Here is a 25,676-nt window from a genome sequence, read left to right on the forward strand (position 1 = left end):
GTTCATCCAACGGACCCCAATCTGATGAAGCCTGTCCTGACCTTGTTGATCGCCAGCCTGATGACTACATCCGCTCCCTCTTTTGCTGCTCTTCCGTCGCCGCCAGACGTCGCCAAGCATCCGCACGTGGTCAAGGCGCCGTTTGGTGCCACCCGCAACGACGACTATTACTGGTTGCGCGACGACAAGCGCGAAGACAAGGCGATGCTGGCCTATCTGGACGCCGAAAATGCCTACACCGACACGGTGATGGCGCCGCTCAAGGCGTTGGAAGACACGCTCTATACCGAGATCGTCGGGCGCATCAAGCAGGACGATGCCAGCGTGCCGTATCGCGAACGCGGCTATTGGTATTACACCCGCTTCGAAGCCGGTAAGGACTACCCGATCCAGGCGCGTCGCAAGGGCGGCATGGAGGCGCCGGAAGAAATCCTGCTGGACGTCAACCAGCTGGCGCAAGGCAAGGGGTATTTCAGCGTGGGCGAGACGGCGGTCAGTCAGGACAACCGCATTCTCGCCTGGGCCGACGATGCCATCGGCCGCCGTCAATACACCATTCGCTTCAAGAATCTGGACACGGGCGAGATCTATCCGGACAGCGTGGAAGGCGTCTCCCCGAACGTGGTGTGGGCCGACGACAACAAGACCGTTTTCTACGTCGAAAACGACCCGGAAACGCTGCTCACCGTGCGCGTCAAGAAACACGTCCTGGGCACTGCGTCCAAGGACGACGTGCTGGTCTATGAAGAGAAGGACGACAGTTTCTACATGGGCGTGGGGCGTACCCGCGACGACAAGTACATCACCATCGCCGTGGAAAGCACGGTGTCGTCGGAAACACGTTATGCGCTGGCCGCCAAGCCGGACACCTTCAAGGTGCTGGCCAAGCGCGAGCGCGACGTGGAGTACAGCGCAGAGCATTTCGACGGGCGTTGGGTGATCCGCACCAATGCCGATGGCGCCGAGAACTTCAAGCTGGTAACCGCGCCCACCGATGCCACCACGCGCAAGCAGTGGACCGACTGGGTGGCGCACGACGACAACGTCTACATCGAAAACTTCGAGCTGTTCGATGGGTTCACCGCCATCGAAGAACGTTCCGGCGGCCTGGAGCGCGTGCGGCTGCTCAAGCGCGATGGCAGCCACGAGTATGTCAAGGCCGACGAGCCGGCGTATTCGATGGGGCTGTCGGTCAACCCCGAACCGGACACCGCGTGGCTGCGTTACAGCTACACCTCGCTGACTACGCCGGCCACCACCTACGAACTCAACACCGCCACCGGCGAGCGCAAGTTGCTCAAGCAGCAGCCGGTGATCGGCTACGACCCAAGCAAGTATGTGACCGAACGCGTGTGGGTCACGGCCCGCGACGGCGTCAAGGTGCCGGTATCGCTGGTCTACAAGAAAGGCTTCAAGAAAGACGGCACTGCCGCGTTGTTCCAGTACGCGTACGGCAGCTACGGCATGTCGATGGACCCGTCGTTCAATCTGCCGGCGGTCAGCCTGCTGGACCGTGGTGTGGTGTACGCCATCGCGCACATCCGCGGCGGCCAGGAAATGGGTCGCAAGTGGTACGACGACGGCAAGCTGCTGCACAAGAAGAACACCTTCAACGATTTCGTGGACGTCACCCGCGGGCTGGTCGCACAGGGCTATGCCTCCAAGGAGCGCGTGGCGGCGTCCGGCGGCAGCGCCGGCGGCCTGTTGATGGGCGCGGTAGCCAACATGGCGCCGCAGGATTACCGCGTGCTGGTGGCGCAGGTGCCATTCGTCGATGTGGTCACCACCATGCTGGACGCCAGCATTCCGTTGACCACCAACGAATACGACGAGTGGGGCAATCCGGAAACCAAGGACTACTACGACTACATGCTGTCGTATTCGCCCTACGACAACGTGCGCAAGCAGGCGTACCCGGCCATGTTCGTCGGCACCGGTCTGTGGGATTCGCAGGTGCAGTATTGGGAGCCGGCCAAGTGGGTGGCCAAGCTGCGCGATGACAACACCGGCAAGGATCCGATTGTGTTCCGCACCAATATGGAAGCCGGGCATGGCGGCAAGTCCGGCCGTTTCCGCCGTTACCGCGAATTGGCGGAGTCGTATGCGTTCGTGCTGGACCAGTTGGGGGTCAAGTAGCTGAGGAGCCGGAAGTGGGGAGTCGGGAGTCGGGATTGGTCAAAGCGGAGGGCTGAGGTTTTGGTGGTTGGTGCAGTGCGTTGGGCTGGGCGGCTGGTTTCCGTTCTCCGTCCCGTGCTGCTGCCTTCTACCGTTGCTTCCGCTTGAGTGCGTTGCTCTTGCCTCTTGCTCCTCCCGTTGCTCGAAAGCGAGCCGAGCACCGCAGCCACGCGTGGCCGACAAGGCACCCTCGTCTGGGCGTAGCGCGATTTGGCGCCTCGCCCCGTCTGGCGAGGTGCGTGGGGAACGGTGCTGCTGTGTGGCCAACGCCTCCAGCGGCCCCGCAGTGCTGCACCGGTAGCGCGCAGGCCAGACCACCTCACCCCGCTCTGGCCGTATCATTTGCGCATGACGCGACCGAACCGATTTCGCTGGGCCTGGTGGTTGCTGGCGTATGCCAGCCTGGCGACCGGCATCGTCGGGATCTTTGTGCCGGGGCTGCCGACCACCGTGTTCATTCTGATCTCGGCCTGGGCGGCGTCGCGCGGGTCCGAACGCCTGCATGGATGGCTGTTGTCGCATCCGCGCTTCGGGCCGGCGATCGTGGAGTGGCAGACCTATCGGGCGGTCAGTCGCAAGGCCAAGTGGATGGCGACACTGACGATGACCGTCTGCGCCGGCATCATGCTGTGGTGCGTTCCGGTGTCCTGGGTGAAATGCCTGTCGATCGGCAGCATGGCAGTGGTGGCGATCTGGCTGTGGCTGCGCCCGGAGCCGCCGCCGCGCGCGCTGCAAGCCCCGCACTGAGCGCACGGCAGTCAGGGTGTTCTGGCTATACTTCGGTCCATGAGCATCATGTCCCGACCTTCCGTTCGTCTCGCACTGGTTGGTGCGACCTTTGTCCTGCTTGCCGCCTGCGGCAACAAGGGCCCGCTGGTGATGCCGCAGAAGCCGGTGCCGGTGGAAGCCCAGCCCGTGCCGCAGCCGCCGGATGCGCCACAACCGCTGGACGAGTCCACGCCTGCGCCGGTAGAGACCGACACCAAGCCCGCATCCACCACCGACCAGCCCGCTAGCAGCGGCAATGAGCGCTGACGGCCGCAGCGAGCGTCTGCGTTTCACCAAAATGCATGGCGCCGGTAACGATTTCGTGGTGCTGGACCTGCGCGACGGCACGCCCCCACCGGACGCCGTACTGGCGGCACGCCTCGCAGACCGGCATTTCGGGGTCGGCTGCGATCAGATCCTGACCATCGAGGCGCCGCGCAGCGAAGACGCCGTGGCCGCCTACGGCATCTGGAATTCCGATGGCTCGGCCGCGCGTCAATGCGGCAACGGTGCACGCTGCGTCGCGGCCTGGCTGGTGCGCGACGGAACCGCACACGGCGAGCGTTTCATCATCGACAGCCCGGTCACCGCGCATGCGGTGGAGCGGGTGGACGCGGAAACCTACTCGGTCGCCATGGGCGTGCCACAGTTCGAGCCTGCGCAGATTCCGCTGGCGGGATTCGCGCATGCGCGCGACGAATATGCACTGCCCGTGCACGGCGAGACGGTCCGCTTTGGCGCAGTGTCGATGGGCAACCCTCATGCCGTGCTGGAGGTAGGCCGTGTCGACGCCGCCCCGGTCGAGCGTGTGGGCGCCTTGCTGCAGCAAAACGCTGCATTCCCCAATTCGGTCAACGTAGGGTTTGCGCAGGTCGTGGACTCCACGCACGTGCGTCTGCGCGTGTTCGAGCGCGGCGTCGGCGAAACGCTGGCCTGCGGCAGCGGAGCGTGTGCGGCTGCGGCGGTACTGATGCAGCGCGGCCGGGTCGAACGCGACGTGCGCGTGTCGTTGCCCGGCGGCGAGCTGCGCATCCGCTGGCCAGGCGATGCGCAGGAAGTGGTGATGTCCGGCCCGGCGGTGTTTGTCTTCGATGGAGAATGGAACTGATGAGCGACAACACGGACAAGTTCGGTGCGCATGAAGTCGCGACCTGGTTGCGTCGCCATCCCACCTTTCTCAAGCAGTTCCCTGATCTGGCGGTGAGCCTGCTGGTGCCGCGCGACGACGGCCCTACCGCGTCGCTGGCGACCTATCAGCTGGAAGTGTTGCGCGACAAGAACCGCGAGCTGTCGCGGCGTCTGCACGAGCTGGGCAGCAATGCGCAGGTCAATGAGCGGCTGGCGGTGCGCACCCATCAACTCACGCTGGCATTGATGCGCCAGAGCACGGCCGCCGATACGCTCAAGGCGATGGCTGCGTCGCTGGCGGAAGATTTCAACGGCGAGCTGGTGCGGCTGGTAGTGCTCGCGCCGGTCGCAGGGCTTGAAGCCGATTGGCTGCAGGTGATCGCCGCCGACGATGCACGGCTGGCCCCGTTTCGCGACTGCCTGAGCGATGGCGAACCGATCTGCGGCCGGCTGCAGGCCGAAAAACATGCGCTGCTGTATGCCGACCAGGCCGACGTTGTGCAATCCACGGCGTTGCTGCCATTGCCGGGAATCGGCTTGATCGCGGTCGGCAGCAGCGATGCCAACCGGTTTTACCCCGGCATGGGCACCTTGTTCCTGCGCATGATGGGCGAGTCGCTCGGCGTGGCGCTGCAGCGTTTCGCGGCGTGATCCTGGTGGCAGGCCATGCAGTGTGCGGCCTGCTGTACACCGCAGCGTCGATGCTGCGGCAGCAGAACCGTTGAGATGTCGTCGGTCGAAGCCTTCCTGGCGTACCTGCAGGTCGAACGTCAGGTGTCGGCACACACGCTGGATGCGTATCGGCGCGATCTTGCTGCGCTGCTGAGCTGGGCGGCCGAGCAGAAGAATGATGCGGGTGTTGCGGTTGCGTTGGATGTCGCACAACTGGACAGCGCGCAGCTGCGCCAGTTTGTTGCGGCAGAACACCGGCGCGGCCTGTCCGCCAAGAGCCTGCAACGGCGCCTGTCCGCCTGCCGCAGCTATTACGCCTGGTTGCTCAAGCATGGCCGTATTACGGCCAGCCCCGCAGCGGCGTTGCGTGCGCCCAAGGCGCCGCGCAAGCTGCCGCAGGTGCTCGATGCCGATGAGGCCGTGCGCCTGGTCGAAGTGCCCACCGATGCGCCGCTAGGGTTACGCGACCGCGCCTTGCTGGAACTGTTCTATTCGTCGGGGCTGCGCTTGAGCGAACTCTGCGCGCTGCGCTGGCGCGACCTGGATCTGGCCAGCGGCTTGGTGATGGTGCTGGGCAAGGGCGGCAAACAGCGCCTGGTGCCGGTGGGCTCGCATGCGATCGCGGCCTTGCGCGAGTGGCAGCGCGACAGCGGCGGGCGTGCCGAAACGCATGTCTTCCCCGGGCGCGCTGGCGGTGCGATTTCGCAGCGTGCGGTGCAGATCCGCATCAAGCAACTGGCCGTGCGCCAAGGCATGTTCAAGGACGTGCATCCGCATATGCTGCGGCACAGTTTTGCCAGCCATATCCTCGAATCGTCCGGTGACCTGCGCGGCGTGCAGGAATTGCTCGGTCATTCCGATATCGCCACCACGCAGATCTACACGCACCTGGATTTCCAGCACCTGGCCAAGGTCTACGACGCCGCGCATCCACGGGCCAGGCGCAAGAAAGCTGCCGAGTGAGTTGGGCGCGGTGCCTGACGTCGCGGATCGGGGCGTGTGCCGCGCAGGAGGTTGCCGATTGAGGTGCGTGCAGCCACGCGCGGTTGACGGGCGTGGCTGACTGACCGTTGCAGGCATCGGTACCCAAGCCTCTCCCGCAGTGGAAGAGTTGCTTGAGCGAACTTACGCGCTGCCATGTCCGAAGACGGCGAGCAGGGTCGGCAGGCGCGCGTCACGCTGCGCCTCCCTCTCCGGAAGATCGCCATGGCCTCGTTTCGTTTGACCGGACTCGATCCGGCCCTGTTCGCCCATCTGCACGTCCTTGATGAGGTTGCGTTGACCAGCCACCAGGCAGTGCGCGTGATCGCTGATGCCGACCACGGATTTCCGTGTCGTGTCAGCCTGCAGGACGCGCGCGCGGGTGAGCACTTGCTGCTGTTGCCGTATCTGCATCAGGCGGCCGATTCGCCGTACCGCGCGAGCGGGCCGATCTTTGTGCGCGCCGTAGCGGCGCTTGCGCAGCTGGAACCGGATGCAGTGCCGGCGGCGATTCGATCGCGGCTGATCTCGCTACGGGCTTACGATCACCGCCATCATCTGGCGACCGCCGAGGTGTGTGCAGGCGAGCACGTCGCAGCGTGGCTGCACGCATGTCTGGACGACGCGCAGATCGCCTACGTGCATCTGCATCATGCGCGTCAGGGCTGCTACGCGTGTCGCGCAGATCGCGCCGCAGGCGCTGCGTCTGACTGAATGCCTCGTACGGGCTCCGGGGCGTGTGGCGCGACCGTGCGCTCGAGTGATGGATCGGCCAACGGCAAGCCGGTCGCGATGCAACAGCTCGCAGCGGACCTGCGCGAAGCAGGCCTGCACGCGTTGATCCGCCGCCCACATGCCGGTGGCGGTCACGGGTAAGCGCTGCCCGCGCGTGCGCTCCCTGCCGATGCGGCGCATGGTCGCAGCGCTTGAACCCGGCAGGGGCGTCCCCACCTCATTGGAAACCCCCGGAGGACCCATGGACCCCAGCCAGAATCCCAACATCGTTCACGCCACCACCATCATTTCGGTTCGGCGTGGTGGGCACGTCGCCGTGGCCGGCGATGGCCAGGTCACGCTCGGCCACACCGTCATGAAGGGCAATGCGCGCAAGGTGCGCCGGCTCGGTCGCGAGGGTCAGGTGCTGGCCGGGTTTGCCGGTGCTGCCGCCGATGCGTTTACGCTGTTCGAACTGTTCGAAGCCAAGCTCGACAAGCATGGGCAGTTGACCCGCGCTGCCGTGGAGCTGGCCAAGGATTGGCGCACCGAGCGCCGCCTGGGCAAGCTGGAAGCATTGCTGGCCGTCGCCGACAAAGAGACCTCGTTGATCATCAGCGGCACCGGCGATGTGATCGAGCCGGAAGACGGCATCATCGCGATCGGTTCCGGTGGCTCCTATGCCTTGTCGGCCGCACGCGCGCTGCTGGCGCATACCGAACTGGACGCCAAGACCATCGCCACCGAGGCGATCAACATCGCCGGCGATATCTGCATCTATACCAATCGCAACGTGGTGGTCGAAGAGCTGTGATTCGGTAGTGGGGAATCGGGAATCGCAACAGCGGTTTCGTCTCCACTTCAACGACCCAGACTCTTGCATCCCGCTCTTGCGATTCCCCTTCCCTATTTTCGATTCTCCCAATGCCAAATCCTGATACCTCAACCATGACCCCGCGCGAAATCGTGCAGGAGCTCGACCGTCATATCGTTGGCCAGCACGACGCCAAGCGCGCGGTGGCCATTGCGCTGCGCAATCGTTGGCGCCGCATGCAGTTGCCCGAAGAGCTGCGTAACGAAGTGATGCCCAAGAACATCCTGATGATCGGCCCCACCGGCGTCGGCAAGACCGAGATCGCGCGACGTCTGGCGACCCTGGCCAACGCACCGTTCGTCAAGGTGGAGGCCACGCGCTTTACCGAAGTCGGTTACGTGGGCAAGGACGTGGAGCAGATCATTCGCGATCTGGCCGACACCTCGGTCAAGTTGTATCGCGAACAGGCCAAGGTGCGCGTGCGCAACCAGGCCGAAGAGCGTGCCGAAGATCGCATTCTTGATGCGCTGTTGCCGCGCCGCGCAGCAGGGATTGGTTTCGATCCCGAAGCCGCGCGCAACGAGCCGTCGTCGCAAGACAACGACACCCGCATCAAGTTCCGCCGCATGCTGCGCAATGGCGAGCTGGACGAGCGCGAGATCGAACTGGAAGTTGCCGTCAATGCCAGCATGGACATCATGACCCCGCCGGGCATGGAAGAAATGGGCCAACAGCTGCGGCAGATGTTTTCCAATCTGGGCAGCGGCAAGTCGCAGAAACGCAAGCTCACCATCAAGGCAGCGCGCCCGCTCTTGATCGAAGAAGAAGCCGGCAAGCTGGTCAACGAAGACGATGTGCGCGCAGCGGCGATCGAGGCTTGCGAGCAGCACGGCATCGTGTTCATCGATGAAATCGACAAGGTCGCCAAGCGCGGCGAAGCCGGATCCAATGGCGGCGATGTCAGTCGCGAAGGCGTGCAGCGCGATCTGCTGCCGCTGGTGGAAGGCTCCAACGTGTCGACCAAGTACGGCACGGTCAAGACCGACCATATCCTGTTCATCGCCTCTGGCGCCTTCCATCTGGCAAAGCCCAGCGACCTGATTCCGGAGTTGCAGGGCCGCTTTCCGATCCGGGTGGAATTGACCGCGCTGACCAAGGCCGATTTCGTGCGCATTCTCACCGAGCCCAAGGCCGCGTTGATCAAGCAGTACGAAGCCCTGCTGCAGACCGAGGGCGTGACGCTGACGTTCGGTGCGGATGCTGTTGACCGCCTGGCCGAGATTGCCGCGCAGGTCAACGAGCGGCAGGAGAATATCGGTGCGCGCCGTTTGCACACCGTGCTTGAGCGTTTGCTCGACGTGCTGAGTTACGAAGCGCCGGACCGCGACGGCCAGAGCGTCACCGTGGACGCGGCGTATGTGGATGCGCAGTTGGGTGAGCTGGTGCAGGACCCGGACCTGAGCCGCTACATCCTCTGATCGCAGCGCACCTGCGCGCCGATGCCGAGTGCAATCCGCAGACGCGCCGAGTGCGTTGCGCACCAGTAACGGATCGCGAGACGGCGCTGGGGCGGTGGTTTTGTCAGCCGCATCTCCCAGATGCGGTCAACGCTGAGTCGGTCGAGGGCGCGGCGCCCTCACCGCTCGCGGGACACGCCGTAAATCCTTCCCTGGAGGCTCCTCGGCGGCATCGATGCCGCCGCAGGGTCCCGCAATCGGTGAGGACACCGCGCCAGGACGTTGGTCCGCTGCTTTCTTAACGCGGGCTCGTTGCTCGGTGTGCCTCGGGAAGATTACCGGACGCGTTGGTCACCAGCAGACGCCATGCCTTGCTTGCGCCACGCACACCGACCATCTTCGATGGCCCTTGCCCGCCCATCGTCGCGGAACCTTGCCGGACCTTGAGCGGCATGGATGCCGCGCCAGAGCCTACACGGACGTACCTGCGGCGTGTCCTGCGATGGTGGGCGGGCAAGGGCCCTGCAGCCAGCCTGCAGATCAGTCCCCCGAAACGAAGGCCCAACTGGTCGGCTCTGCAATAGACCGGCTTGGAGTCGTCTGTCAGCCGCCCAAGCCAAGCGCATTACGCCACACGACTGCCTTCTCGTTGCAGTCTTCCGTTCCCGCGCGTGCAGCGGAAAGTGCACGAAGGACGGATGCAGGCAGCACCTCAGCTGTCACCCGCACCGCACATTTGCCCGTTCCATCTCGCAAACCGCTCAGTCCTCGCCGATGTCTTCGTTCCAGACATCCGGATTGGCAGCGATATAGCCGCCCAGCAGGTCGATGCATTCCTGGCTTTGCAGGTCGATCACGTTGACGCCATGTTCGCGTAGCCAGGCGATGCCACCCTGGAAGGTGACCGACTCGCCCACCACCACGGTGCCGATGTTGAACTGGCGCACCAGCCCGCTGCAGTACCAGCACGGCGCCAGCGTGGTCACCATGATGGTGTCCTTGTAGCGGCGCTGGCGGCCAGCCTTGCGGAAAGCATCGGTTTCGCCGTGCACGGACGGGTCGTTTTCCTGCACGCGGCGGTTGTGGCCGCAGCCGAGCAGGCGCCCGTCGTTGTGATACAGCGCCGCACCAATCGGGATGCCGCCTTCGGCCAGGCCCTGGCGGGCTTCGGCAATGGCGGTATCGAGCAATGCGCGGTAGTCGGGGGTGGTGATCATGTGGACTCCATCGTGGCCGCGCCGGCAGGGCGCAGCATGTCGAGATGCGGGATGCCGTCTTCCAGATACGGCGCGGACGACGGCGCAAACCCATGCGCCGCGTAGAACGATTGCAGATGCGCCTGCGCACCGAGCTGGATCGCGCTGCCCGGCCAGTGCATGTGCACCAACCGGATGCCTTCGCGCAACAGCGCGTGCGCCACGCCAGTGCCGCGAGACGCAGCGGCGACCACCACGCGGCCGATGCTGGGTTCGGCATAACTCAGGCCCGGCGGCAGCACGCGCAGGTAGGCCGCCAACGCAGTGGCGTGGGTGGTGCCCAGGACATGTAGCACGCCAGGATCGGTGTCCTTGCCATCCAGCTCCGGGTAGGCGCATTGCTGCTCCACCACGAACACGTCCGTGCGCAGCTGCAGCAACGCGTACAACTGCGTTGTGCTCATCTGCGCAAAGCGCAGCTGCTGCCAGTGCAAGGGATGCGTGGGTGTGGAGGACATCGGCGCATGATAACGGCATCGCCTGCGCGCGGCAGACAGATGAGCGCTGTGCGGACAACACGCATCGCGGGCGACTGGGGCGTGGGCGCTGAAGCAAGTATTGATGTCCTCGATGCTGTCGCCGTCTGCCGTCCCGATCGCATGGAGCGCCTAAAAAACGTAGCGTGCAGTCGTCCGCTAGGTATGGACTGCGGACGCAGAGCCGCAGTGGATGCATGGTCCATGCCGCACCGAACACCGGTCGCGCCGGTCTGGCGGTGAGCGCAGTCGCTCTGCTAGCTGCCGTTGGCGCGTGGCGTCGTCAGCGTTCAATCGGTCGTGCTGTCTGTATCGACCGCCACCACGACCGACATGCCCGGGCGCAGGCGCGGCGCCAGCGGCTGGTCGGGATCGACGCTGATGCGCAGCGGAATGCGCTGGGCGATCTTGACGAAGTTGCCGGTGGCGTTGTCGGCCGGCAGCACGCTGAATTCCGAGCCGGCGGCCGGGGAGATTTCCTGCACGCGGCCTTGCAGGCGTGCGTTATCCAGCGCATCGACGGTAAAGCTGGCGCGTTGGCCGATGCGGATCTTCGCCATCTGGGTTTCCTTGAAATTGGCCACGATCCACAGCGTGTCCGGCACCAGCGCCATCAACTGCGTGCCGTTGGTGACATAGGCGCCCTGGCGCACGCCGAGCTGGCCGAGCTGGCCGTCGCGCGGGGCGAGGATGCGCGTGTTGTCCAGGTTGATCTGCGCCAGTTGCACCGCCGCCTGCGCATTGGCTACCGCCGCTTCCAGCGCGGCGCGATTGACGGTGACGCTGCCTGCGTTTTCCTCCGCGGCCTGCACCGCCGCACGCGCCTGCGCCACGCCGGCATCGGCCTGCGCACGCGCAGCGAAGGCGGTGTCGCGGTCCTGCTCGGATACCAGTTTCTGGTTGGCCAGCTGTTGCGCACGCGCATACGCCGAGCGGGTGCGATCGCGTAGGGCCTGATTGCTGCTCAGCGCTGCGCGTTGTTCGGTAATGGCCGCCTCTGCGCTATGGCGTTGCTGCTCCCAATTGGCGAGGTTGGCCTGCGCGGTCTGCACCTGCGCCTTGGCCTGTTCGAGCTGCTGGGCGTAGATGCGGTTGTCGATGGTGGCCAGCAGTTGGCCGCGTGTGACATGCGCAAAATCCTGCACCGGCACCTCGGTGACATAGCCGCTGACCTGCGGCGCAATCACGGTGATCTGCCCGTGCACCATGGCGTTTTCGGTGCGCTCGATGGCGCTGACGAACGGCGGCAGCCGCCATGCGTACAGCACCAGCGCCACGCCGACCAGGGCCAGCCCGCCAAAGCCAATCGCGCCGGTGATGCGACGGCGGCGACGACGGGCGCGGTTGGTATCGGCAGTGGGGTCGGCAGAGGTAGTCATGGGCGCGCGGTGGAAGCAGAAGGGGAGGGTGATACGGGAGGGCGCAGATAGCGTCGCCACACCAGCACGGACAGGATCCACAGCCCGGTGGCGATGGCGATACAGCCGATCAGCAGAAACACGTCGTTATAAGCCAGTACGTTGGCTTCGCGCGTGGCAATACCGCCCAGCGTGCGCACGCCCTGCGCCTGGCGCAGCGTCGGGTCACCGATGCTGCGACCATACAGGCTTGCATATGCCTGCACGCGCGCAGCCACCTGCGGATCGGTCAGCACCAGATGCTCGACCAACTGACTGGAATGGTATTTTTCGCGCAGGATCTGCACACTGCCGAGCAGGGCGCTGCCGAGCAGCCCGCCCATATTCTGCGCCATGCCAAACAGCACGATGAAGCTGATCAGATTGCCCGGCTGTGCAATCACTCGGCCGAGGCCCGCTACCATCGCCGGCCCAATGAAGAAGGTGCTGCCGAAGGCGAGCAGAAACTGGCTGACATACATCTGCTCCGGGCGGGTGAGACTGGTGGCATCGGCATCCATGAAGCACCCGACACAGATCGCCGCAACGGCGATGATCAGGTGCTCGGCGATGCGCGCCGGATTGATCAGCCACGCGCTCGCTGCCACTCCGGCGACTGCACCCAGCAACATCAGCGCGAACAACGTCTGCAGCTGATCGTTGGCCAGCCCCAGGGTCTGGAAGAAGCCGATCGCGCCGGTGCTTTGTTCCGAGAGCACCAGCCGGATCAGCAGAATCGCCAACCCCAGCCGCAGCATGTCCGCACTGGCCAGCCAGCGGGTATTGATCATCGGGTTGCGGCGGTTGTGTTCGATCCACGCCGCCGCACACAGCAGCACGATGGATATCGCCAGCACCACGCCCAGCCACGGCGTGCTGCTCCACCACAGCAGCCGTCCCAGCGACAGCACCGCCGCCAGCCCGGCCGCGCCGGCCGCAAACAGGGAGAAGGTGACAAAGTCCAGCGGCTCGAACACCCGGTAGCGGTCGCTGGGGGGCAGCTTGAGCGCCAGCACGCAGGCCAGCGCGAAGATCGCCAGCCCGAACTCGAACAGGTACAAGCCCTGCCACTGCCCGAATTCCAGCAGGTCGGTAGAGAACACCCGCGCCAGCGGCAACGCCAACTGGGTCACACCCAGACCCAGCACCACCGCTTTGAGCCGATACTTGTTGGGAAAGGCCTGGATCACGTAATACAGGCCCAGCGAGCTGAGCGCCGCGCCGACCAAGCCATGCGCCGCGCGCACGGTGATTGCCGAACTCAGGCTGTGCACGAACAAGTGCGCCAGCGCGATGGCTGCATACAGCGCCAGAAAAATCTCGGTGAAGCGGCGCAGCCCGAACTGCTGGCGAAACTTCACCAGCAACAGGTTGGCCGACATGTTGGTCATCACGTAGGCCGCCGGCAGCCAGGCCATTTCGGTGGCGTAGGCGCCGAGGCTGCCTTGCAGGTAGGGCAGGTTGGCGGTGACCAACGCATTGCTCAGCCCGCCGGTCAGTGCCACCACCAGGCCGACCAGGCCGTACTGGATGCGGCGTCGGGTCGGGTGCAGCGGCGTGGAGGCCGACCCCGGCAGGGTGGGCTTTTCGTGGGGCTGCCAGTCGCGTGGGGCGTACTTGTCGGGCACGCAATGCTCGCAGGGCCGGTTGCGGAAGAGTCCGCGATTGTGGTCCCGTTGCGGTCATGGTGGCGTCAGCAGTGCGATAATCCAGGAATGAGCGAATCCCCCTATACCTCCGGTACCACCCATTTCGGCTTTCGCGATGTCGCTGCCAAGGACAAGCAGAAGCTGGTCGGCGAGGTGTTCACCTCGGTCGCGCGCAACTACGACCTGATGAACGACCTGATGAGTCTGGGCGTCCATCGCGCATGGAAACGCTACTTCGTGGCGACCGCGCAGGTGAAGCCGGGCGACCGCGTGCTGGATCTGGCTGGCGGCACCGGCGACATCGCCGTGCTGCTCAAGGAGCGCGTGGGCGATGAAGGCGCCGTGGTGCTTGGCGACATCAACGCCGGCATGTTGTCGGTGGGCCGTGACCGCCTGACCAACCGCGGCCTGGTGGCTGGCTTCGACTACGTGCAATGCAATGCCGAAGCGCTGCCATTCCCGGATCAGAGCTTCGATCTGGTGACCATCTCCTTTGGCCTGCGCAATGTCACCGACAAGGATGCCGCACTGCGCGAGATGTATCGCGTGTTGAAGGTGGGCGGCCAGGCACGTGTGCTGGAATTCTCCGAAGTCACCGCTGAGTGGTTCAAGCCGATCTACGACTTCCACTCGTTCAAGATCCTGCCCAAGCTGGGACAGCTGTTCGCACGCGATGCCGACAGCTATCAGTACCTGGCCGAAAGCATCCGCAAGCATCCGCCGCAGGATTCGCTCAAGGGCATGATGGGCGATGCCGGATTCGCGCGCTGCCACTACAAAAATCTCACTGGCGGTATCGTGGCGATTCACTCCGGCTACAAGATCTGAACCCGGTCCACGCTTGATGGCCGACGCGGCGCGTGCATCGCGCCGCGCGTCTCGCACACAGGCGTCGCTTGTGTTCGCTTGATGCGGTCTTGTCGTTCGTACGCGTACGCGCACCAACGAATTTCTGAGACTTTCGTCGCATTGGCTCCCCTATCTGTCGGCGACACTAGGCGCTCTTTTGCCGGAGAGTTTGATGCGCTTGTACGCCGGGCTCTCGCGCGTGTTTCCCCGTTCCTTCAGCGCCAAGTTGCTGGCGGTGACCTTCGTCGGGATCCACCTGCCGCTGCTGTTGTTGATCGCGTGGCTGGCATCGCAGAGCGAGCTGGAAGGGCGTCTGCTGTGGTCGGTGATCATCGTCGCCCTGCTTGCCACGCTGGCGGGCACTGCCTTGACGCTGTCTGCGCTGTATCGCCTGCTGGCGCCGTTGCGCATCGCCGCCGACGCGCTGGACACCTACTACGCCGATCAACGCCTGCCCAGCTTGCCCGAGCATGGCGACGACGAGCTGGGCCGCTTGCTGCGCGGGATCAACCGCAGCTTGCGCGGGATCGATGCCGGCATGCGCGATCTCAAGAAGCATGCCCTGTTCGACCCGCTCACCGAAGCGCTGAACCGGCGCGGCTGCGAACAGGCGATGCGCGATTCGGTGACTGCCGCCCAGCGTGAAGGTTGGCCGTTCGTGTTGTTCGTGCTGGACATGGACAACCTCAAGCCGATCAACGACCGCTTCGGCCACCTGGCCGGCGACCGCGTGTTGGTGCGGCTGGTGGAGTCGGCCTACGGCTGGCTGGGCGCGCAGGACTGGATCGGACGCTGGGGTGGCGACGAATTCCTGATCGGCGTGCACGCCAGCGAAGACGAGGCCACGCTCAAGCTCAATCAATGGCTATCGATGCTAGAACGCGAAGATGGCGAAGAAGCACCGTTGCATCTGAGTGCCGGCAGCGCGATCTGCGAGCAAGGCGTGGACGCCACGGAACTGTATCGGCGTGCGGATGCGGCGATGTATCGCGCCAAATTTTCAGGCGGGCGGCGCCTGGTGCGCGATGGGCACGACACGCCGCGCAGTCACCCGGTGACCTGACCGCATTAGCGCGGCAACGCGGGCAAGCTGCGGTCATCGCTTGCGCCCCCACGCGATTGCACGGGCAGGCATCGGCGCAGGGCGCTAAAATGGCCAATTCCCTTGCTGCGGTGCCGTCGATGCGCTTCCCGTCCCTGTCGCTGTCCCTGGCCGTGTCCATTGCGCTGGCCGGCTGTTCCAACGATTCCACATCGCCGGCTGCCACCACCGCTGCGCCGGCCGCCACCGCCAAGGCTCCCGTGAAAGCAGACGCCCGCAACCACGACGAAAGTTCCTACGCCCAGCCGCAGTTGGTCGTGATCAAGGATCTGGCGCTGGATCTGAAGCTGGATTTCGATGCCAAGCAGATCGGCGGCACCGCGACCTACACGCTGGAGTGGAAGGACAAGGCCGCCAAACAGCTGGTGCTGGATACGCGCGAGCTGAGCATTGCGCAGGTGCAGGCCGACGACGGCAAGGGCGGCCTGACGCCGCTGCAGTTCGCGCTGGCGCCGGTCGACAAGACCTTCGGCAGCAAGCTCACCATCGAGGCCCCGAACCAGCCCGCCAAGGTCGTGATCACCTATCACACCGCACCGACCGCCTCGGGCCTGCAGTGGCTTGAGCCGTCGATGACCGAAGGCAAGCAGTTGCCTTTCATGTTCAGCCAGTCGCAGGCGATCCATGCGCGCAGCTGGGTGCCGCTGCAGGACACCCCGAGCGTGCGCTTCACCTATAGCGCGCATGTGACCTCGCGCCCGGACGTGATGGTGCTGATGAGCGCCGACAACGACCCCAAGGCCGCACGCGACGGCGATTACAGCTTCAAGATGCCCGAGCCGATTCCGTCGTATCTGCTGGCGATCGCCGCCGGCGACGTGGTGTTCAAGCCGATCTCCGCACGCTCGGGCGTGTGGGCCGAGCCGGCCATGGCCGACAAGGCCGCCAAGGAATTCGAAGACACCGAAAAGATGATCGGTGCCGCCGAAAAACTCTATGGCCCGTATCGCTGGGGCCGTTACGACATGCTGGTGCTGCCGCCGTCGTTCCCGTTCGGCGGCATGGAGAACCCGCGCCTGACTTTCGCCACGCCGACGGTGATCGTCGGCGACAAATCGCTGGTGTCGTTGGTCGCGCACGAGTTGGCGCATAGCTGGTCCGGCAACCTGGTGACCAACGCCAGCTGGAAGGATATCTGGCTCAACGAGGGCTTCACCACCTACGTGCAGGCCCGCATCACCGAGGCGCTGTACGGCGCGGAGATGGCCGAGATGGAGCGTGAGATCGACCAGGGCGATCTGCTGGCCGAAGTGAAGGAGATGCCGTCGGCCGACCAGGTGCTGGAGTTGCCGCCGCTGGCGCAGCGCGACCCCGACGACGCCTTGAGCCAGGTGGCCTACGTCAAGGGCGCCTGGTTCCTGCAGTTCCTGGAGCAGCGTTTCGGCCGCGAGGTGTTCGACCCGTTCCTGCGCGGCTGGTTCGACGATCACGCCTTCCAGAGCGCCACCACCGACCAGTTCGTCGATTACCTCAAGAAGAACCTGCTGGACAAGCATCCCAACACCGTGAGCGCGGCCGAAGTGGATGCGTGGCTGAAGCAGCCGGGCATCCCGGCTTTTGCGGCCAAGGCACGTTCGCGCAGCTTCTCGATCGTCGACACCGCACGCATCGCCTGGAGCGGTAGCGGCACGCTGCCGAGCAAGCAGGTCACCGGCGAATGGGGCACGCAGGAATGGGTGCATTTCCTCAGCGGCATGGGCGCCACCTTGACGCCCGAGCAGCTCAAGCAGCTGGACGATGCCTACCACTTCACCGGCACGCCGAACGGCGAGATCGCCATGCGCTGGTACCCGCTGGCACTCCGCAGCGGCTATACCGATGCACGTCCTGCCGCCGGTGAGTTCATCGAACGCGTGGGCCGTCGCAAGCTGGTGTTGCCGATCTATGCCGAACTATTGAAGACCCCGGACGGCATCGCCTTCGCCGAACAGGCCTTCGAAAAAGCCAAACCCAGCTATCACCCGATCACCACCGCCTCGGTGGCCGAGATGATCGCCAAGGCCAAGGCGGCGGTACCTTCTGCTGGGCCATCGGCGCCGACGCCGACGCAGCAGTAAGCACGGCGGCGGCGTCACTGCCCGCACCTGCGATGAAAAGGGAGCTTTGTGCTCCCTTTTTATTGGTCGCTTGATAGTTGGCTGCTCGGCGCCTGGGTCGCAGCGTGCCGCTGCGGTACGTGACCGGTGTAGAAGGCGCGCCCGGAAGATCACGGTGGGCAAGGGATCGAAGGCCACGGACCGACGTTGCTGCATGCGGTCATCGCGTATCGCTCAATGCACAGGCGTGCGTGTCGTCGATCGACGTTATGGCACAGGGCAAGCACCATGCAGCGCCAGCCATCCTCGCGAGCACGAGCGGAAGATCTGCACGCCAGACGGCGCGCTGCACTGGCGCCTGCCCATGATCCGGTAGCGCGTCGCCACATGGCATTGCGCCGGTCCCTTCGCATTGCAGACGCGCAAGCGACGCTCGCCGGCATGCATGCGATGTGCAACGGCAGACTGCTATTGTTGTGGGCGGTTTCCACGTCTTCCGGAGTCGACGATGAAGTATCTGTTGAGCGCGATCTTGTGCGTCGCGGCCCTGAGTGCCTGCACCGACCGCGAGGCGCAACGCAAGGCGCAGGAAACCGCGCAGGCACAGGCGAAAGAAACCCAGGCCGATGCGCTCGCCAAGCAATACGACGAAGCGGTCAAGGCGCAGAACTGGGACATGGCGCGAGCGCACGGTGCGGCCTTGATCGAAGGCTATGCCGGCACTGCCGCCGCCACGCGCATCGAGCCCGGCTATGCCGACATCAAGGCCAAGGGCGAGCAGGCGCGCGAACTGCGTCGCATGCAGGGGCTCTGGCAGTACTCGCAGGTGCCGGCAAAGGGCGGCACCCAGCGCTCGGCGATGATCGATGCCAAGGAACGCGTGGATGTGGATGGCAGCGGCCCCAAGCCGGTGAGCCTGGTCTTCCGCGATCACCCGCAGTGGAAGCGTCACAGCTACCTCGTGCTCAAGGCCGGCGATTTTGATTGCTACCGCGGCTGCAAGGTGCAGGTAGTCGCCGATGGCGGCGCATCACGCGCGATGGCCGCGCATCGTCCCGATACCGACGAGGCGATCGCCATGTTCATCGATGACGACAAGGCGCTGTGGAAAGTGGTGCGCAACGCCAAGCGCATCAGCATCGCCTTTCCGGTCAAGGCCGGCGGCACGCGCACCGCAGAGTTCGAGGTCGGCGGGCTGGATACCACCCAGATGCCGGGCTGGAAATAATCCATGGATGGCGCAAGCACTGCCCGGTTGCCGTTGTCTGCCTACCGGCATTGGGTATTCGACATGGACGGCACGCTCACGCTGCCGGTGCACGATTTCGCGTTGATCCGGCGCGCGCTGGAGATCCCGCCCGAAGACGACATCCTGCAGCACCTGGCTGCATTGCCCGCCGATCAGGCGCAGGCCAAGCACGCCTGGTTGCTGGAGCACGAGCGTGGCCTGGCTGAAGCCGCGCAGCCCGCGCCCGGCGCGCAGGAACTGGTACGCGCGCTGCACGCCGACGGCTGCCGCCTCGGCATGCTGACCCGCAACGCACGCAGTCTGGCGAAGGTGACGCTGGAGGCGATCGGCCTGCACGATGCCTTTGCCTGGGACGACATCGTCGGCCGCGACGAGGCCGCGCCTAAACCCGCGCCCGATGGCCTGCGGTATTTCCAGCAGCGCTGGTCGGTGCATGGCAGCGCCTTGGTCATGGTCGGCGACCACCACAACGACCTGGCCTGCGGTCGCGCAGTCGGCGCAGGCACCGTACTGGTCAATACCCCCGGCGATCCCTGGCCGGGCCTGGCCGACTGGCGCCTGCGCGATTGCAGCGACCTGTTGCAGCGATGGCAGTCCCGCGTAGACGGCTGAGCTTGCGTTAGTCGCTTCTGTGCGACCGAGCGCACTGCCATGTCGGCCGCATCTCCGCAACGGAGAGCAATGAGGCTCGCTGCCCGGCACGCGTCGATATGCCAAGTGTCTCTTTCCCCGCGGGAGGCGATCGGGGGCGAGGGTACGGGGGCGAAGCCGCGGTGCCGCTGCAACTGCATGGGGCTGCGCACATCCCCTCATCCGCCCCTTCTGGGCACCTTGAACAGCCGCGTAGCGCAGCGCTCTAGCCCCTTTCCCCCGCGGGGAGCGGGTGAGGGTAAGGATCAACAGTCCCTTAGATCCCAGGACCTCGCTTCAAAAGCACGGCGGCAAAATGCATCGACTTCGGCAGCAGGGCCCCTCGTCCGACACTCGGCTGCATTCTCGAATGACATGACAACTGCAGTTGCCGGCGGCTGTGCTGCTTGACGTTGCTGGTGACAGAGCAACGCCGCATCGTTGCCCTCCCATTGTCGCTGCTCCAGAAATCACAGGCGCAGTACACACATCGGTTGTCCAGTTACCAAGTGCTTCCGCTGCGTCCCGCCGAAGTGCCCCGTCCAACCTGTTCCATCGTTGTTACAGCACGCTCGGCGCAAAGTGTGCCAAAACCGATACACCGCTCGCGCCGCGTCCACACAAAGCCCTGACACGGCGAGGTGCTGCGGCGCAACAGCGCGCTGGCACGCACTGTGCTCTGTCCTCTTGCGGTACCCACCCGTTTGCGCCGCCGTTGCGTGCCTCAAACGCCAGTGGCTGTTCGTTCGATTGGATTGTTCACCGAGAGGGGTAGACGCATATGCACCAATCTTCCTGTCGCAGTGTCCGCAGCGGTGCGCTGCTGATGCTTGCGCTGAGCGCCGTGTTGGCCGGCTGCAAGAAAGACACACCGGCCGAAACCGCAGCGCCTGCACCTGCAGCCGCATCGACTGCTACGCCGCCAGCCGCTGCCGTGGTCGACACCGATACCGAATTCACCGCCAACGCCAGCAATGCGGATAACTGGGGTGGCGTCGGTCGCGACTTCGGGCTCACCCGGCACAGCCCGCTGGCCGAAATCAATCGCGACAACGTCAAGAACCTGAAGATGTCGTGGGAAATGAAAACCGACGCCACGCGCGGACATGAAGGCCAGCCGCTGGTGATCGGCAGCATCATGTACATGGTCAGCGCGTATCCGAACAATGTGTTCGCGATCGATCTGGCAGCGCAGGAAGACGGCGGCAAGGTGTTGTGGAAATACACCCCGCAACAGGACGAACGCTCGGTGGCGGTGGCCTGCTGTGATACCGTCAACCGCGGTGCGTCGTATGCCGATGGCAAGCTGGTGTTCGGCAGCCTGAGCGGCGATGTGATTGCGCTCGATGCCAAGAGCGGCAAGGAAGTGTGGAAGCAGAAACTCGCGCACCCTGACAAGGGCGAAACCATCACCATGGCGCCGATCATTGCCGACGGCAAAGTGGTGGCCGGCATCAGCGGCAACGAGTTCGGCGTGCTTGGGCGCGTAGCCGCCTACAACCTGTCTGACGGCAAGCAGGCGTGGTCCTGCGATGCGGCCGGTACCGACAAAGCGATCTGCCTTGGCCCGGACTTCAACAAAGCCAATCCGCAGCATGGCCAGCTCGGCGATCTGGGCGTCAAGACCTTCCCCAACGACGAATGGAAGCGTGGCGGCGGCGCCGCCTGGGGTTGGTACAGCTACGACCCGAAGTTGAAGCTGGTCTATTACGGTACCGGCAATCCCGGCCTGTGGAGCCCGTCGTATCGCTGCGGCAAGACCTCGCATGAGGAGTGCAACAACGGCGAGCACGATAACAAGTGGTCGATGACGCTGTTCGCGCGCAAGATCGACACCGGCGAGGCGGTGTGGGGCTATCAAAAGACCCCGTTCGACCAGTGGGATTACGACGGCATCAACGAGCCGATCCTGGTGGACCTGACCATCGACGGCAAGCAGGTTCCGTCGGTGGTGCAGTTCGATCGCAACGGCTTTGCCTACGTGCTCGATCGCCGCGATGGCACGCTGCTGCGTGCGCACAAGTTCGTGCCGGCCAACTGGGCCGAACGCATCGACATGAAGACCGGTCGCCCAGTGAAAGTGGCGGCGCATTCCCCGCTGGAACGCGGCAAGAAGGTCCAGGCGTTTCCGTCGGCGATGGGCGGCAAGGACCAGCAGCCGTGCTCGGTGGATCCGTCCAATTCGGCGGTGTTCTTCTGCGGCACCAACAACTGGCACATGGAATTGGAGCCGCAGGAACGCGGCAACACCATGATGGGCCTGCCGTATGTGTTCGCCAACGTGATGATGAAGCCCAACGAGCCCGGCGCGCTGGGCATCGTCAAGGCGTTCGACGTGGTGGAAGGCAAGTCCAAGTGGGAGATCAAGGAGAAGTTCCCGGTCTGGAGCGGCACCCTGGTCACCGATGGCGGGCTGGTGTTCTACGGCACGCTGGATGGCTGGTTCCGTGCGGTGGACAAGGACACCGGCAAGAAGCTGTGGGAGATGAAGTTGCCGTCCGGCATCATCGGCAACCCGATCGCCTACAAGGCCAACGGCCATCAGTACGTAGCGGTGTTCTCCGGCATCGGTGGCTGGATCGGTCTGCCGGTCGCGGCAGGTCTGGACCCGGCTGATCCCTACGGCGCGCTAGGCGCCGCCGGGTTGGCGTTCGGTGCCGGCTTCGACAAGATCCCGCTCGGTGGCATGGTGCACACCTTCCGTATCGACGGCGCTGGCAAGACCGTGACCGCGAGTGCAACTGCCACGGCGGCTGCCGGTGGTGGTACCGCCAATGCAGCAGCGAAGACGGCACGATGAGATCCACGCAAGGCGTTGGGCGCGCGCGTCGGCAGATGTCTGCCGGCGTGCGCGGCATCACCCGGCACCTGCGTAAGGTGCTGGTGGTTTGCAGCCTCGGACTCGTCGCCGCAGGTTGCACACGCGAGCCGTCTTCACCGACGGCTCGCGCTTCTGATTCCGATGCGGCGCACACAGCGGCGCCTGCATCCACTGCAGCGGCAGCCTCTGTGCAAATGCCTGCCAACACGCCGCCGCCTGCGCCCGATCCCACGGTGCTGCGCGTCTGCGCCGACCCGGGCAACATGCCGTTGTCCAACAAGGCCGGCGAAGGTTTCCAGAACAAGATTGCGCAAGTGGTTGCCGATGCGATGGGCCGTCGCCTGGAATACGAATGGCGCACCTATTACCAACGCGGGCTGGCGCGCAGCACCATCAATGCCGGGCGCTGCGATCTGCTGATGGATCTCAACAGCGACTTCGAGCAGGGACTGACCACGCGTCCGCTGTATCGCTCGGCCTACGTGCTGGTGACACGCAAGGGGTTGAATCTGGTGCCCACGTCGCTGGACGACCCGGCGCTGAAAAAGCTGCGACTGGGCGTGTTTCAGAGCTCACCCGCGCGCCAGGCGCTGTACGAGCACGGCATTAGCGGCGAGGTGCAGTACCTGTTCTACGACTCGGCCACCGCGCCGGAAGAACATCCGGGCAAACTGGTCGAGCGGGTGGCCGCCAATGAACTGGATGCGGCCGAATCCTGGGGCCCGGTGGCCGGTTACTACGCCGCGCGTAACAGCCTGGGCGTGGTGCCGTTGAACACCATCGACGATGCGGTGCTGGAATATTCGATGGCGTGGGCGGTATCGCGCAAGAACGCCGCGTTGCGCGATGCGTTGAACACGGCGCTGCAGGACAACGCGGCAAAGATCGCCGAGATTCTGCGCAGTTATCACGTGCCGCTGGTGCGTTGCAGCGACTGCATCGTGGCTGGCGATCTGCCATCGCATGGGCCTTACACCACGCCGGCCGCCGCACCGACTGCGCCCAGTCCTGCTGCCTCGTCGCAGGAGCTGGCGCAACTGCAATTGCGCATCGCCGACGGCGCCGACCCCAACCAGGAACTGGCACATGCGCTGGATGCCGGCGATGCCGTGCGTGCTGCGTGGTTGCTGCGGCACGGTGCCGATGCCAATACGCCCAACTTGCTCGGCGAGCCGCCATTGCATCAGGCCATCCGCAATCAGGAGCCGGATCTGGTCGGATTGCTGCTGGATGCCGGTGCTCGGCTGGAGGCGCGCGATGCCAGCGGCTGGACCGCGCTGATGAAAGCCGCATGGGCCAACGATGCCGATAGCGTGACCCGGCTCGTGGGCAAACGCGCGCCGGTCGACACGGTGTCCGGCGATGGCTGGAGCGCCTTGGATCTGGCGGTCTCCTATGCCGACGCCAGCGTGGTGCAGGCATTGCTTGCCGCGGGGGCGAACGTGAAGCGCGCCAATGCCAAGGGATTCACGCCGGTGATGTTCGCAGTGGCGCGCGACGACCCGGCCATTCTCGACGCGCTGCTCGCGCGCGGCGCCGACGTGGGGCACGCCAACCAGGCGGGTGTCACGGCATTGATGCTGGCCGCCGCGGCCGGGCGCGACGACGTCGCCAAGCGTCTGCTGGCAGCCGGTGCCGACCCGGCGGCGCGCAACCGCGGTGGCAAGACCGCTGCGACATTGGCACAGGACCGAGGCGATGCCGCATTGGCGGCGCTCCTCAGCGAGGCCAGGCGCCCTGCCAGACGCTGACCGTTTCATCCACCGCGTGCACGGGGTGCGCGGTGTTCCCTCCGATCAGAAAGGTTCGTTCATGCGCAAGTTCACCATGGGTTTTATCGATCGTTCCATGCACGCGCCGCTATGCGCGTTGTTGCTGAGCACACTGCTGGTTGCGTGCGGAAAAGACGCTCCGCCGGCACCGGCGTCCGATGCGGCGCCACCACCAGCCGCCAGCGCGCCCGCACCGGCTGCCGATGCCGCCGCGCCACCTCCGCCCGCAGCTGCACCCGCGGCAATGCCCAATCCGGCCGCAGGGCCCGCGCCCGATCTGGCCACGCCGGCCGCACCCCCGGCCACGGTGACACCGGTTCCGAAGGGGCCGGAGGTCAAGGTCACCCCGGAGCTGATCGCCGAGGGCAAGAAAATCTATTTCTCTGCCGGCTGCAACGCCTGCCACGGTGGCACCGGTGGCGGTGGCATGTGCCCGCCGCTGACCAACGACATCTGGGTGTACGGCAGCGACGACGACACCTTGCGCACCCTGATCAGCGAAGGCACCGCGGCCATGATCACGCATGGCAAGACCCGCATCGGGCATGAAAAAGTCGTGGGGCAGATGCCGCCGTTCGCACCGGTGCTCAAGCCGGGTGACACCGAAAAATTGCTGGCTTTCATCCATTCGATCAACAAGACCGCGGGCAAGGCGCAATGACGCAAGGCGCACTGCGATCGGTAGCCGGTAGTTGGCAGCGTGCCTGTGCGCTGATTGCATCGGGCGCGTTGCTGCTGATCGTCGGTTGCCAGCGTGATGCTGCTGCACCGGCGGCCGCAGCGTCGGCATCGCCGGCGGCGGCCAGCAGCGCGGCGCCCGCGCCGTCAGCCGCAGCGGTGTTGGCCTACGTCCCCAATCAACGCAGCGGTACGGTGTCGGTGATCGACACCGGCACCGATACGGTGGTGCGCACGCTCACTGCACAAGGCCAGCTTGGCAAGCGTCTGCAGCAGGTGCTGCCCGGCCCGCAGGGGCAGTTGTATCTGATCGACGCCGAGCATCACCGCCTGATCGAACTCGACACCGCCAAGGACGCAGTGCTGCGCCAGGTCGACATTGGCGAAAACGCAGAAGGCATCGCGTTGTCGCCCGATGGCAAGCAGTTCGCGGTGTGCGTGGAAGGGCAGAACCAGGTGATGCTGATCGATGCCGCGCAGTTCCGCGTGCAGCAGGTCATCGCCACGCGTGGGCAGGCGCCGGAACATTGCGCATATACGCCCGATGGAAGGTGGCTGCTGACCAGCAACGAAGGCTCCAACGACATGGACATGATCGAGCTGGCCACGCAGCAGTCGCGCGGTGTGGTCGCCACTAGTGGCCATCCGCGCGGCATGGCGTTTGCACCTGATGGTCGCAGCGTCTACATCGCGCAGGAAACCGCCAATGTGGTGGATGTGATCGACCTGCAGACCCGCACGCGTCGCGCCAGTCTGCCGGCCGGTGTGCGAACCGCCGGCGTGACGTTATCGGCCGACGGTACACGGCTGTACGCCTCCAACGGAGGTGCTGGCACGGTCAGCGTGATCGACACCGCCACCGCGCGCAGCCTGGCTGAAATCCCGGTGGGACTACGGCCCTGGAATCCGGCGCTCACGCCGGCCGGCGACAAGCTGTATGTGGCCAATGGACGCTCCAATACGGTGAGCGTGATCGATACCGTGAGCTTGCGCGAACTCAAACAGATCCCCGTCGGCGAACTGCCGTGGGGCGTGGTCATCGCGCGCTGAGT

General features: G+C 65.1%; 22 protein-coding genes. 18 read left to right on the top strand and 4 right to left on the bottom strand.

Annotated features, from left to right (window positions below):
- Positions 1-24 precede the first annotated feature (24 nt).
- From BJD12_RS15995 to hslU, 9 genes are all read left to right on the top strand, one after another.
- Positions 25-2,136 (top strand): S9 family peptidase, encoded by a 2,112-nt coding sequence (locus tag BJD12_RS15995; protein WP_042828656.1) that lies wholly within the window; start codon positions 25-27, stop codon positions 2,134-2,136.
- 387 nt (positions 2,137-2,523) lie between these two features.
- Positions 2,524-2,922 carry a YbaN family protein gene (locus tag BJD12_RS16000; protein WP_005997229.1) on the top strand — a complete coding sequence of 133 codons (399 nt, stop codon included), beginning with the start codon at positions 2,524-2,526 and terminating at the stop codon, positions 2,920-2,922.
- A gap of 39 nt (positions 2,923-2,961) precedes the next feature.
- Positions 2,962-3,210: an LPS translocon maturation chaperone LptM gene (gene lptM, locus BJD12_RS16005; RefSeq protein ID WP_005997227.1), complete on the top strand. Its 249-nt coding sequence runs from the start codon at positions 2,962-2,964 to the stop codon at positions 3,208-3,210.
- Positions 3,200-4,051 carry a diaminopimelate epimerase gene (gene dapF, locus BJD12_RS16010; protein WP_005997225.1) on the top strand — a complete coding sequence of 284 codons (852 nt, stop codon included), beginning with the start codon at positions 3,200-3,202 and terminating at the stop codon, positions 4,049-4,051. The genes lptM and dapF overlap by 11 nt, the downstream gene beginning before the upstream one ends.
- Complete coding sequence (locus BJD12_RS16015; protein ID WP_039421021.1) at positions 4,051-4,722, top strand: DUF484 family protein; 672 nt, start codon at positions 4,051-4,053, stop codon at positions 4,720-4,722. The genes dapF and BJD12_RS16015 overlap by 1 nt, the downstream gene beginning before the upstream one ends.
- A 75-nt stretch (positions 4,723-4,797) precedes the next feature.
- Positions 4,798-5,706 (top strand): tyrosine recombinase XerC, encoded by a 909-nt coding sequence (gene xerC / locus BJD12_RS16020; protein WP_005997223.1) that lies wholly within the window; start codon positions 4,798-4,800, stop codon positions 5,704-5,706.
- A 243-nt stretch (positions 5,707-5,949) separates the two neighbouring features.
- On the top strand, positions 5,950-6,438 hold the full coding sequence (locus BJD12_RS16025) for a DUF1203 domain-containing protein (RefSeq protein ID WP_042828660.1): 489 nt from the start codon (positions 5,950-5,952) through the stop codon (positions 6,436-6,438).
- A gap of 262 nt (positions 6,439-6,700) precedes the next feature.
- On the top strand, positions 6,701-7,252 hold the full coding sequence (gene hslV / locus BJD12_RS16030) for an ATP-dependent protease subunit HslV (RefSeq protein WP_005997221.1): 552 nt from the start codon (positions 6,701-6,703) through the stop codon (positions 7,250-7,252).
- Between the two features lie 110 nt (positions 7,253-7,362).
- Positions 7,363-8,730: an ATP-dependent protease ATPase subunit HslU gene (gene hslU / locus BJD12_RS16035; protein WP_039421012.1), complete on the top strand. Its 1,368-nt coding sequence runs from the start codon at positions 7,363-7,365 to the stop codon at positions 8,728-8,730.
- Between the two features lie 740 nt (positions 8,731-9,470).
- On the opposite strand, the gene BJD12_RS16045 is transcribed toward hslU, so the two are convergent.
- The 4 genes from BJD12_RS16045 to BJD12_RS16060 form a co-directional block, all read right to left on the bottom strand.
- Entirely contained in the window at positions 9,471-9,926 is a 456-nt protein-coding gene (locus BJD12_RS16045) for a nucleoside deaminase (RefSeq protein ID WP_005990260.1), read from the bottom strand.
- Entirely contained in the window at positions 9,923-10,423 is a 501-nt protein-coding gene (locus BJD12_RS16050) for a GNAT family N-acetyltransferase (RefSeq protein WP_005990258.1), read from the bottom strand. The genes BJD12_RS16045 and BJD12_RS16050 overlap by 4 nt, the downstream gene beginning before the upstream one ends.
- Before the next feature lie 308 nt (positions 10,424-10,731).
- Positions 10,732-11,820 carry an HlyD family secretion protein gene (locus BJD12_RS16055; RefSeq protein WP_058562784.1) on the bottom strand — a complete coding sequence of 363 codons (1,089 nt, stop codon included), beginning with the start codon at positions 11,818-11,820 and terminating at the stop codon, positions 10,732-10,734.
- A complete protein-coding gene (locus tag BJD12_RS16060) occupies positions 11,817-13,466 on the bottom strand; it encodes an MFS transporter (protein ID WP_058562783.1) in 1,650 nt (549 codons plus the stop codon). The genes BJD12_RS16055 and BJD12_RS16060 overlap by 4 nt, the downstream gene beginning before the upstream one ends.
- 87 nt (positions 13,467-13,553) lie before the next feature.
- Between BJD12_RS16060 and ubiE the strand changes: the two genes are divergently transcribed.
- The 9 genes from ubiE to BJD12_RS16105 all read left to right on the top strand — a co-directional run bounded on the left by ubiE (position 13,554) and on the right by BJD12_RS16105 (position 25,674).
- Positions 13,554-14,315, top strand: a complete 762-nt coding sequence (gene ubiE, locus BJD12_RS16065) for a bifunctional demethylmenaquinone methyltransferase/2-methoxy-6-polyprenyl-1,4-benzoquinol methylase UbiE (RefSeq protein ID WP_005990276.1) — start codon at positions 13,554-13,556, stop codon at positions 14,313-14,315.
- Between the two features lie 193 nt (positions 14,316-14,508).
- The gene (locus tag BJD12_RS16070) at positions 14,509-15,399 is read left to right on the top strand and encodes a GGDEF domain-containing protein (RefSeq protein WP_005990278.1); all 891 of its coding nucleotides are present in this window, start codon (positions 14,509-14,511) and stop codon (positions 15,397-15,399) included.
- Positions 15,400-15,518: 119 nt separating this feature from the next.
- Positions 15,519-17,495, top strand: a complete 1,977-nt coding sequence (locus tag BJD12_RS16075; RefSeq protein ID WP_172797187.1) for a M1 family metallopeptidase — start codon at positions 15,519-15,521, stop codon at positions 17,493-17,495.
- 487 nt (positions 17,496-17,982) lie between these two features.
- A complete protein-coding gene (locus BJD12_RS16080; protein ID WP_005990281.1) occupies positions 17,983-18,702 on the top strand; it encodes a hypothetical protein in 720 nt (239 codons plus the stop codon).
- A 3-nt stretch (positions 18,703-18,705) separates the two neighbouring features.
- Positions 18,706-19,335, top strand: a complete 630-nt coding sequence (locus tag BJD12_RS16085; protein ID WP_005990282.1) for an HAD family hydrolase — start codon at positions 18,706-18,708, stop codon at positions 19,333-19,335.
- 799 nt (positions 19,336-20,134) lie between these two features.
- Positions 20,135-22,153: a methanol/ethanol family PQQ-dependent dehydrogenase gene (locus tag BJD12_RS16090; protein ID WP_005990283.1), complete on the top strand. Its 2,019-nt coding sequence runs from the start codon at positions 20,135-20,137 to the stop codon at positions 22,151-22,153.
- Positions 22,150-23,925: a quinoprotein dehydrogenase-associated putative ABC transporter substrate-binding protein gene (locus tag BJD12_RS16095; RefSeq protein ID WP_039421017.1), complete on the top strand. Its 1,776-nt coding sequence runs from the start codon at positions 22,150-22,152 to the stop codon at positions 23,923-23,925. The genes BJD12_RS16090 and BJD12_RS16095 overlap by 4 nt, the downstream gene beginning before the upstream one ends.
- Before the next feature lie 25 nt (positions 23,926-23,950).
- A complete protein-coding gene (locus BJD12_RS16100) occupies positions 23,951-24,607 on the top strand; it encodes a c-type cytochrome (protein WP_039421019.1) in 657 nt (218 codons plus the stop codon).
- A complete protein-coding gene (locus tag BJD12_RS16105; RefSeq protein WP_005990289.1) occupies positions 24,604-25,674 on the top strand; it encodes a beta-propeller fold lactonase family protein in 1,071 nt (356 codons plus the stop codon). The genes BJD12_RS16100 and BJD12_RS16105 overlap by 4 nt, the downstream gene beginning before the upstream one ends.
- The last annotated feature ends 2 nt before the right edge of the window (positions 25,675-25,676 follow it).

The organism is Xanthomonas vesicatoria ATCC 35937 (genome assembly GCF_001908725.1).
GTDB lineage: Bacteria > Pseudomonadota > Gammaproteobacteria > Xanthomonadales > Xanthomonadaceae > Xanthomonas > Xanthomonas vesicatoria.

What these genes read in the sequence shown, in the direction of transcription:
- BJD12_RS15995 (WP_042828656.1), top strand. Translation starts at nt 25, where the DNA reads ATGAAGCCTGTCCTGACCTTGTTGATCGCCAGCCTGATGACTACATCC.
- BJD12_RS16000 (WP_005997229.1), top strand. Translation starts at nt 2,524, where the DNA reads ATGACGCGACCGAACCGATTTCGCTGGGCCTGGTGGTTGCTGGCGTAT.
- lptM (WP_005997227.1), top strand. Translation starts at nt 2,962, where the DNA reads ATGAGCATCATGTCCCGACCTTCCGTTCGTCTCGCACTGGTTGGTGCG.
- dapF (WP_005997225.1), top strand. Translation starts at nt 3,200, where the DNA reads ATGAGCGCTGACGGCCGCAGCGAGCGTCTGCGTTTCACCAAAATGCAT.
- BJD12_RS16015 (WP_039421021.1), top strand. Translation starts at nt 4,051, where the DNA reads ATGAGCGACAACACGGACAAGTTCGGTGCGCATGAAGTCGCGACCTGG.
- xerC (WP_005997223.1), top strand. Translation starts at nt 4,798, where the DNA reads ATGTCGTCGGTCGAAGCCTTCCTGGCGTACCTGCAGGTCGAACGTCAG.
- BJD12_RS16025 (WP_042828660.1), top strand. Translation starts at nt 5,950, where the DNA reads ATGGCCTCGTTTCGTTTGACCGGACTCGATCCGGCCCTGTTCGCCCAT.
- hslV (WP_005997221.1), top strand. Translation starts at nt 6,701, where the DNA reads ATGGACCCCAGCCAGAATCCCAACATCGTTCACGCCACCACCATCATT.
- hslU (WP_039421012.1), top strand. Translation starts at nt 7,363, where the DNA reads ATGCCAAATCCTGATACCTCAACCATGACCCCGCGCGAAATCGTGCAG.
- BJD12_RS16045 (WP_005990260.1), bottom strand. Translation starts at nt 9,926, where the DNA reads ATGATCACCACCCCCGACTACCGCGCATTGCTCGATACCGCCATTGCC.
- BJD12_RS16050 (WP_005990258.1), bottom strand. Translation starts at nt 10,423, where the DNA reads ATGTCCTCCACACCCACGCATCCCTTGCACTGGCAGCAGCTGCGCTTT.
- BJD12_RS16055 (WP_058562784.1), bottom strand. Translation starts at nt 11,820, where the DNA reads ATGACTACCTCTGCCGACCCCACTGCCGATACCAACCGCGCCCGTCGT.
- ubiE (WP_005990276.1), top strand. Translation starts at nt 13,554, where the DNA reads ATGAGCGAATCCCCCTATACCTCCGGTACCACCCATTTCGGCTTTCGC.
- BJD12_RS16070 (WP_005990278.1), top strand. Translation starts at nt 14,509, where the DNA reads ATGCGCTTGTACGCCGGGCTCTCGCGCGTGTTTCCCCGTTCCTTCAGC.
- BJD12_RS16075 (WP_172797187.1), top strand. Translation starts at nt 15,519, where the DNA reads ATGCGCTTCCCGTCCCTGTCGCTGTCCCTGGCCGTGTCCATTGCGCTG.
- BJD12_RS16080 (WP_005990281.1), top strand. Translation starts at nt 17,983, where the DNA reads ATGAAGTATCTGTTGAGCGCGATCTTGTGCGTCGCGGCCCTGAGTGCC.
- BJD12_RS16085 (WP_005990282.1), top strand. Translation starts at nt 18,706, where the DNA reads ATGGATGGCGCAAGCACTGCCCGGTTGCCGTTGTCTGCCTACCGGCAT.
- BJD12_RS16090 (WP_005990283.1), top strand. Translation starts at nt 20,135, where the DNA reads ATGCACCAATCTTCCTGTCGCAGTGTCCGCAGCGGTGCGCTGCTGATG.
- BJD12_RS16095 (WP_039421017.1), top strand. Translation starts at nt 22,150, where the DNA reads ATGAGATCCACGCAAGGCGTTGGGCGCGCGCGTCGGCAGATGTCTGCC.
- BJD12_RS16105 (WP_005990289.1), top strand. Translation starts at nt 24,604, where the DNA reads ATGACGCAAGGCGCACTGCGATCGGTAGCCGGTAGTTGGCAGCGTGCC.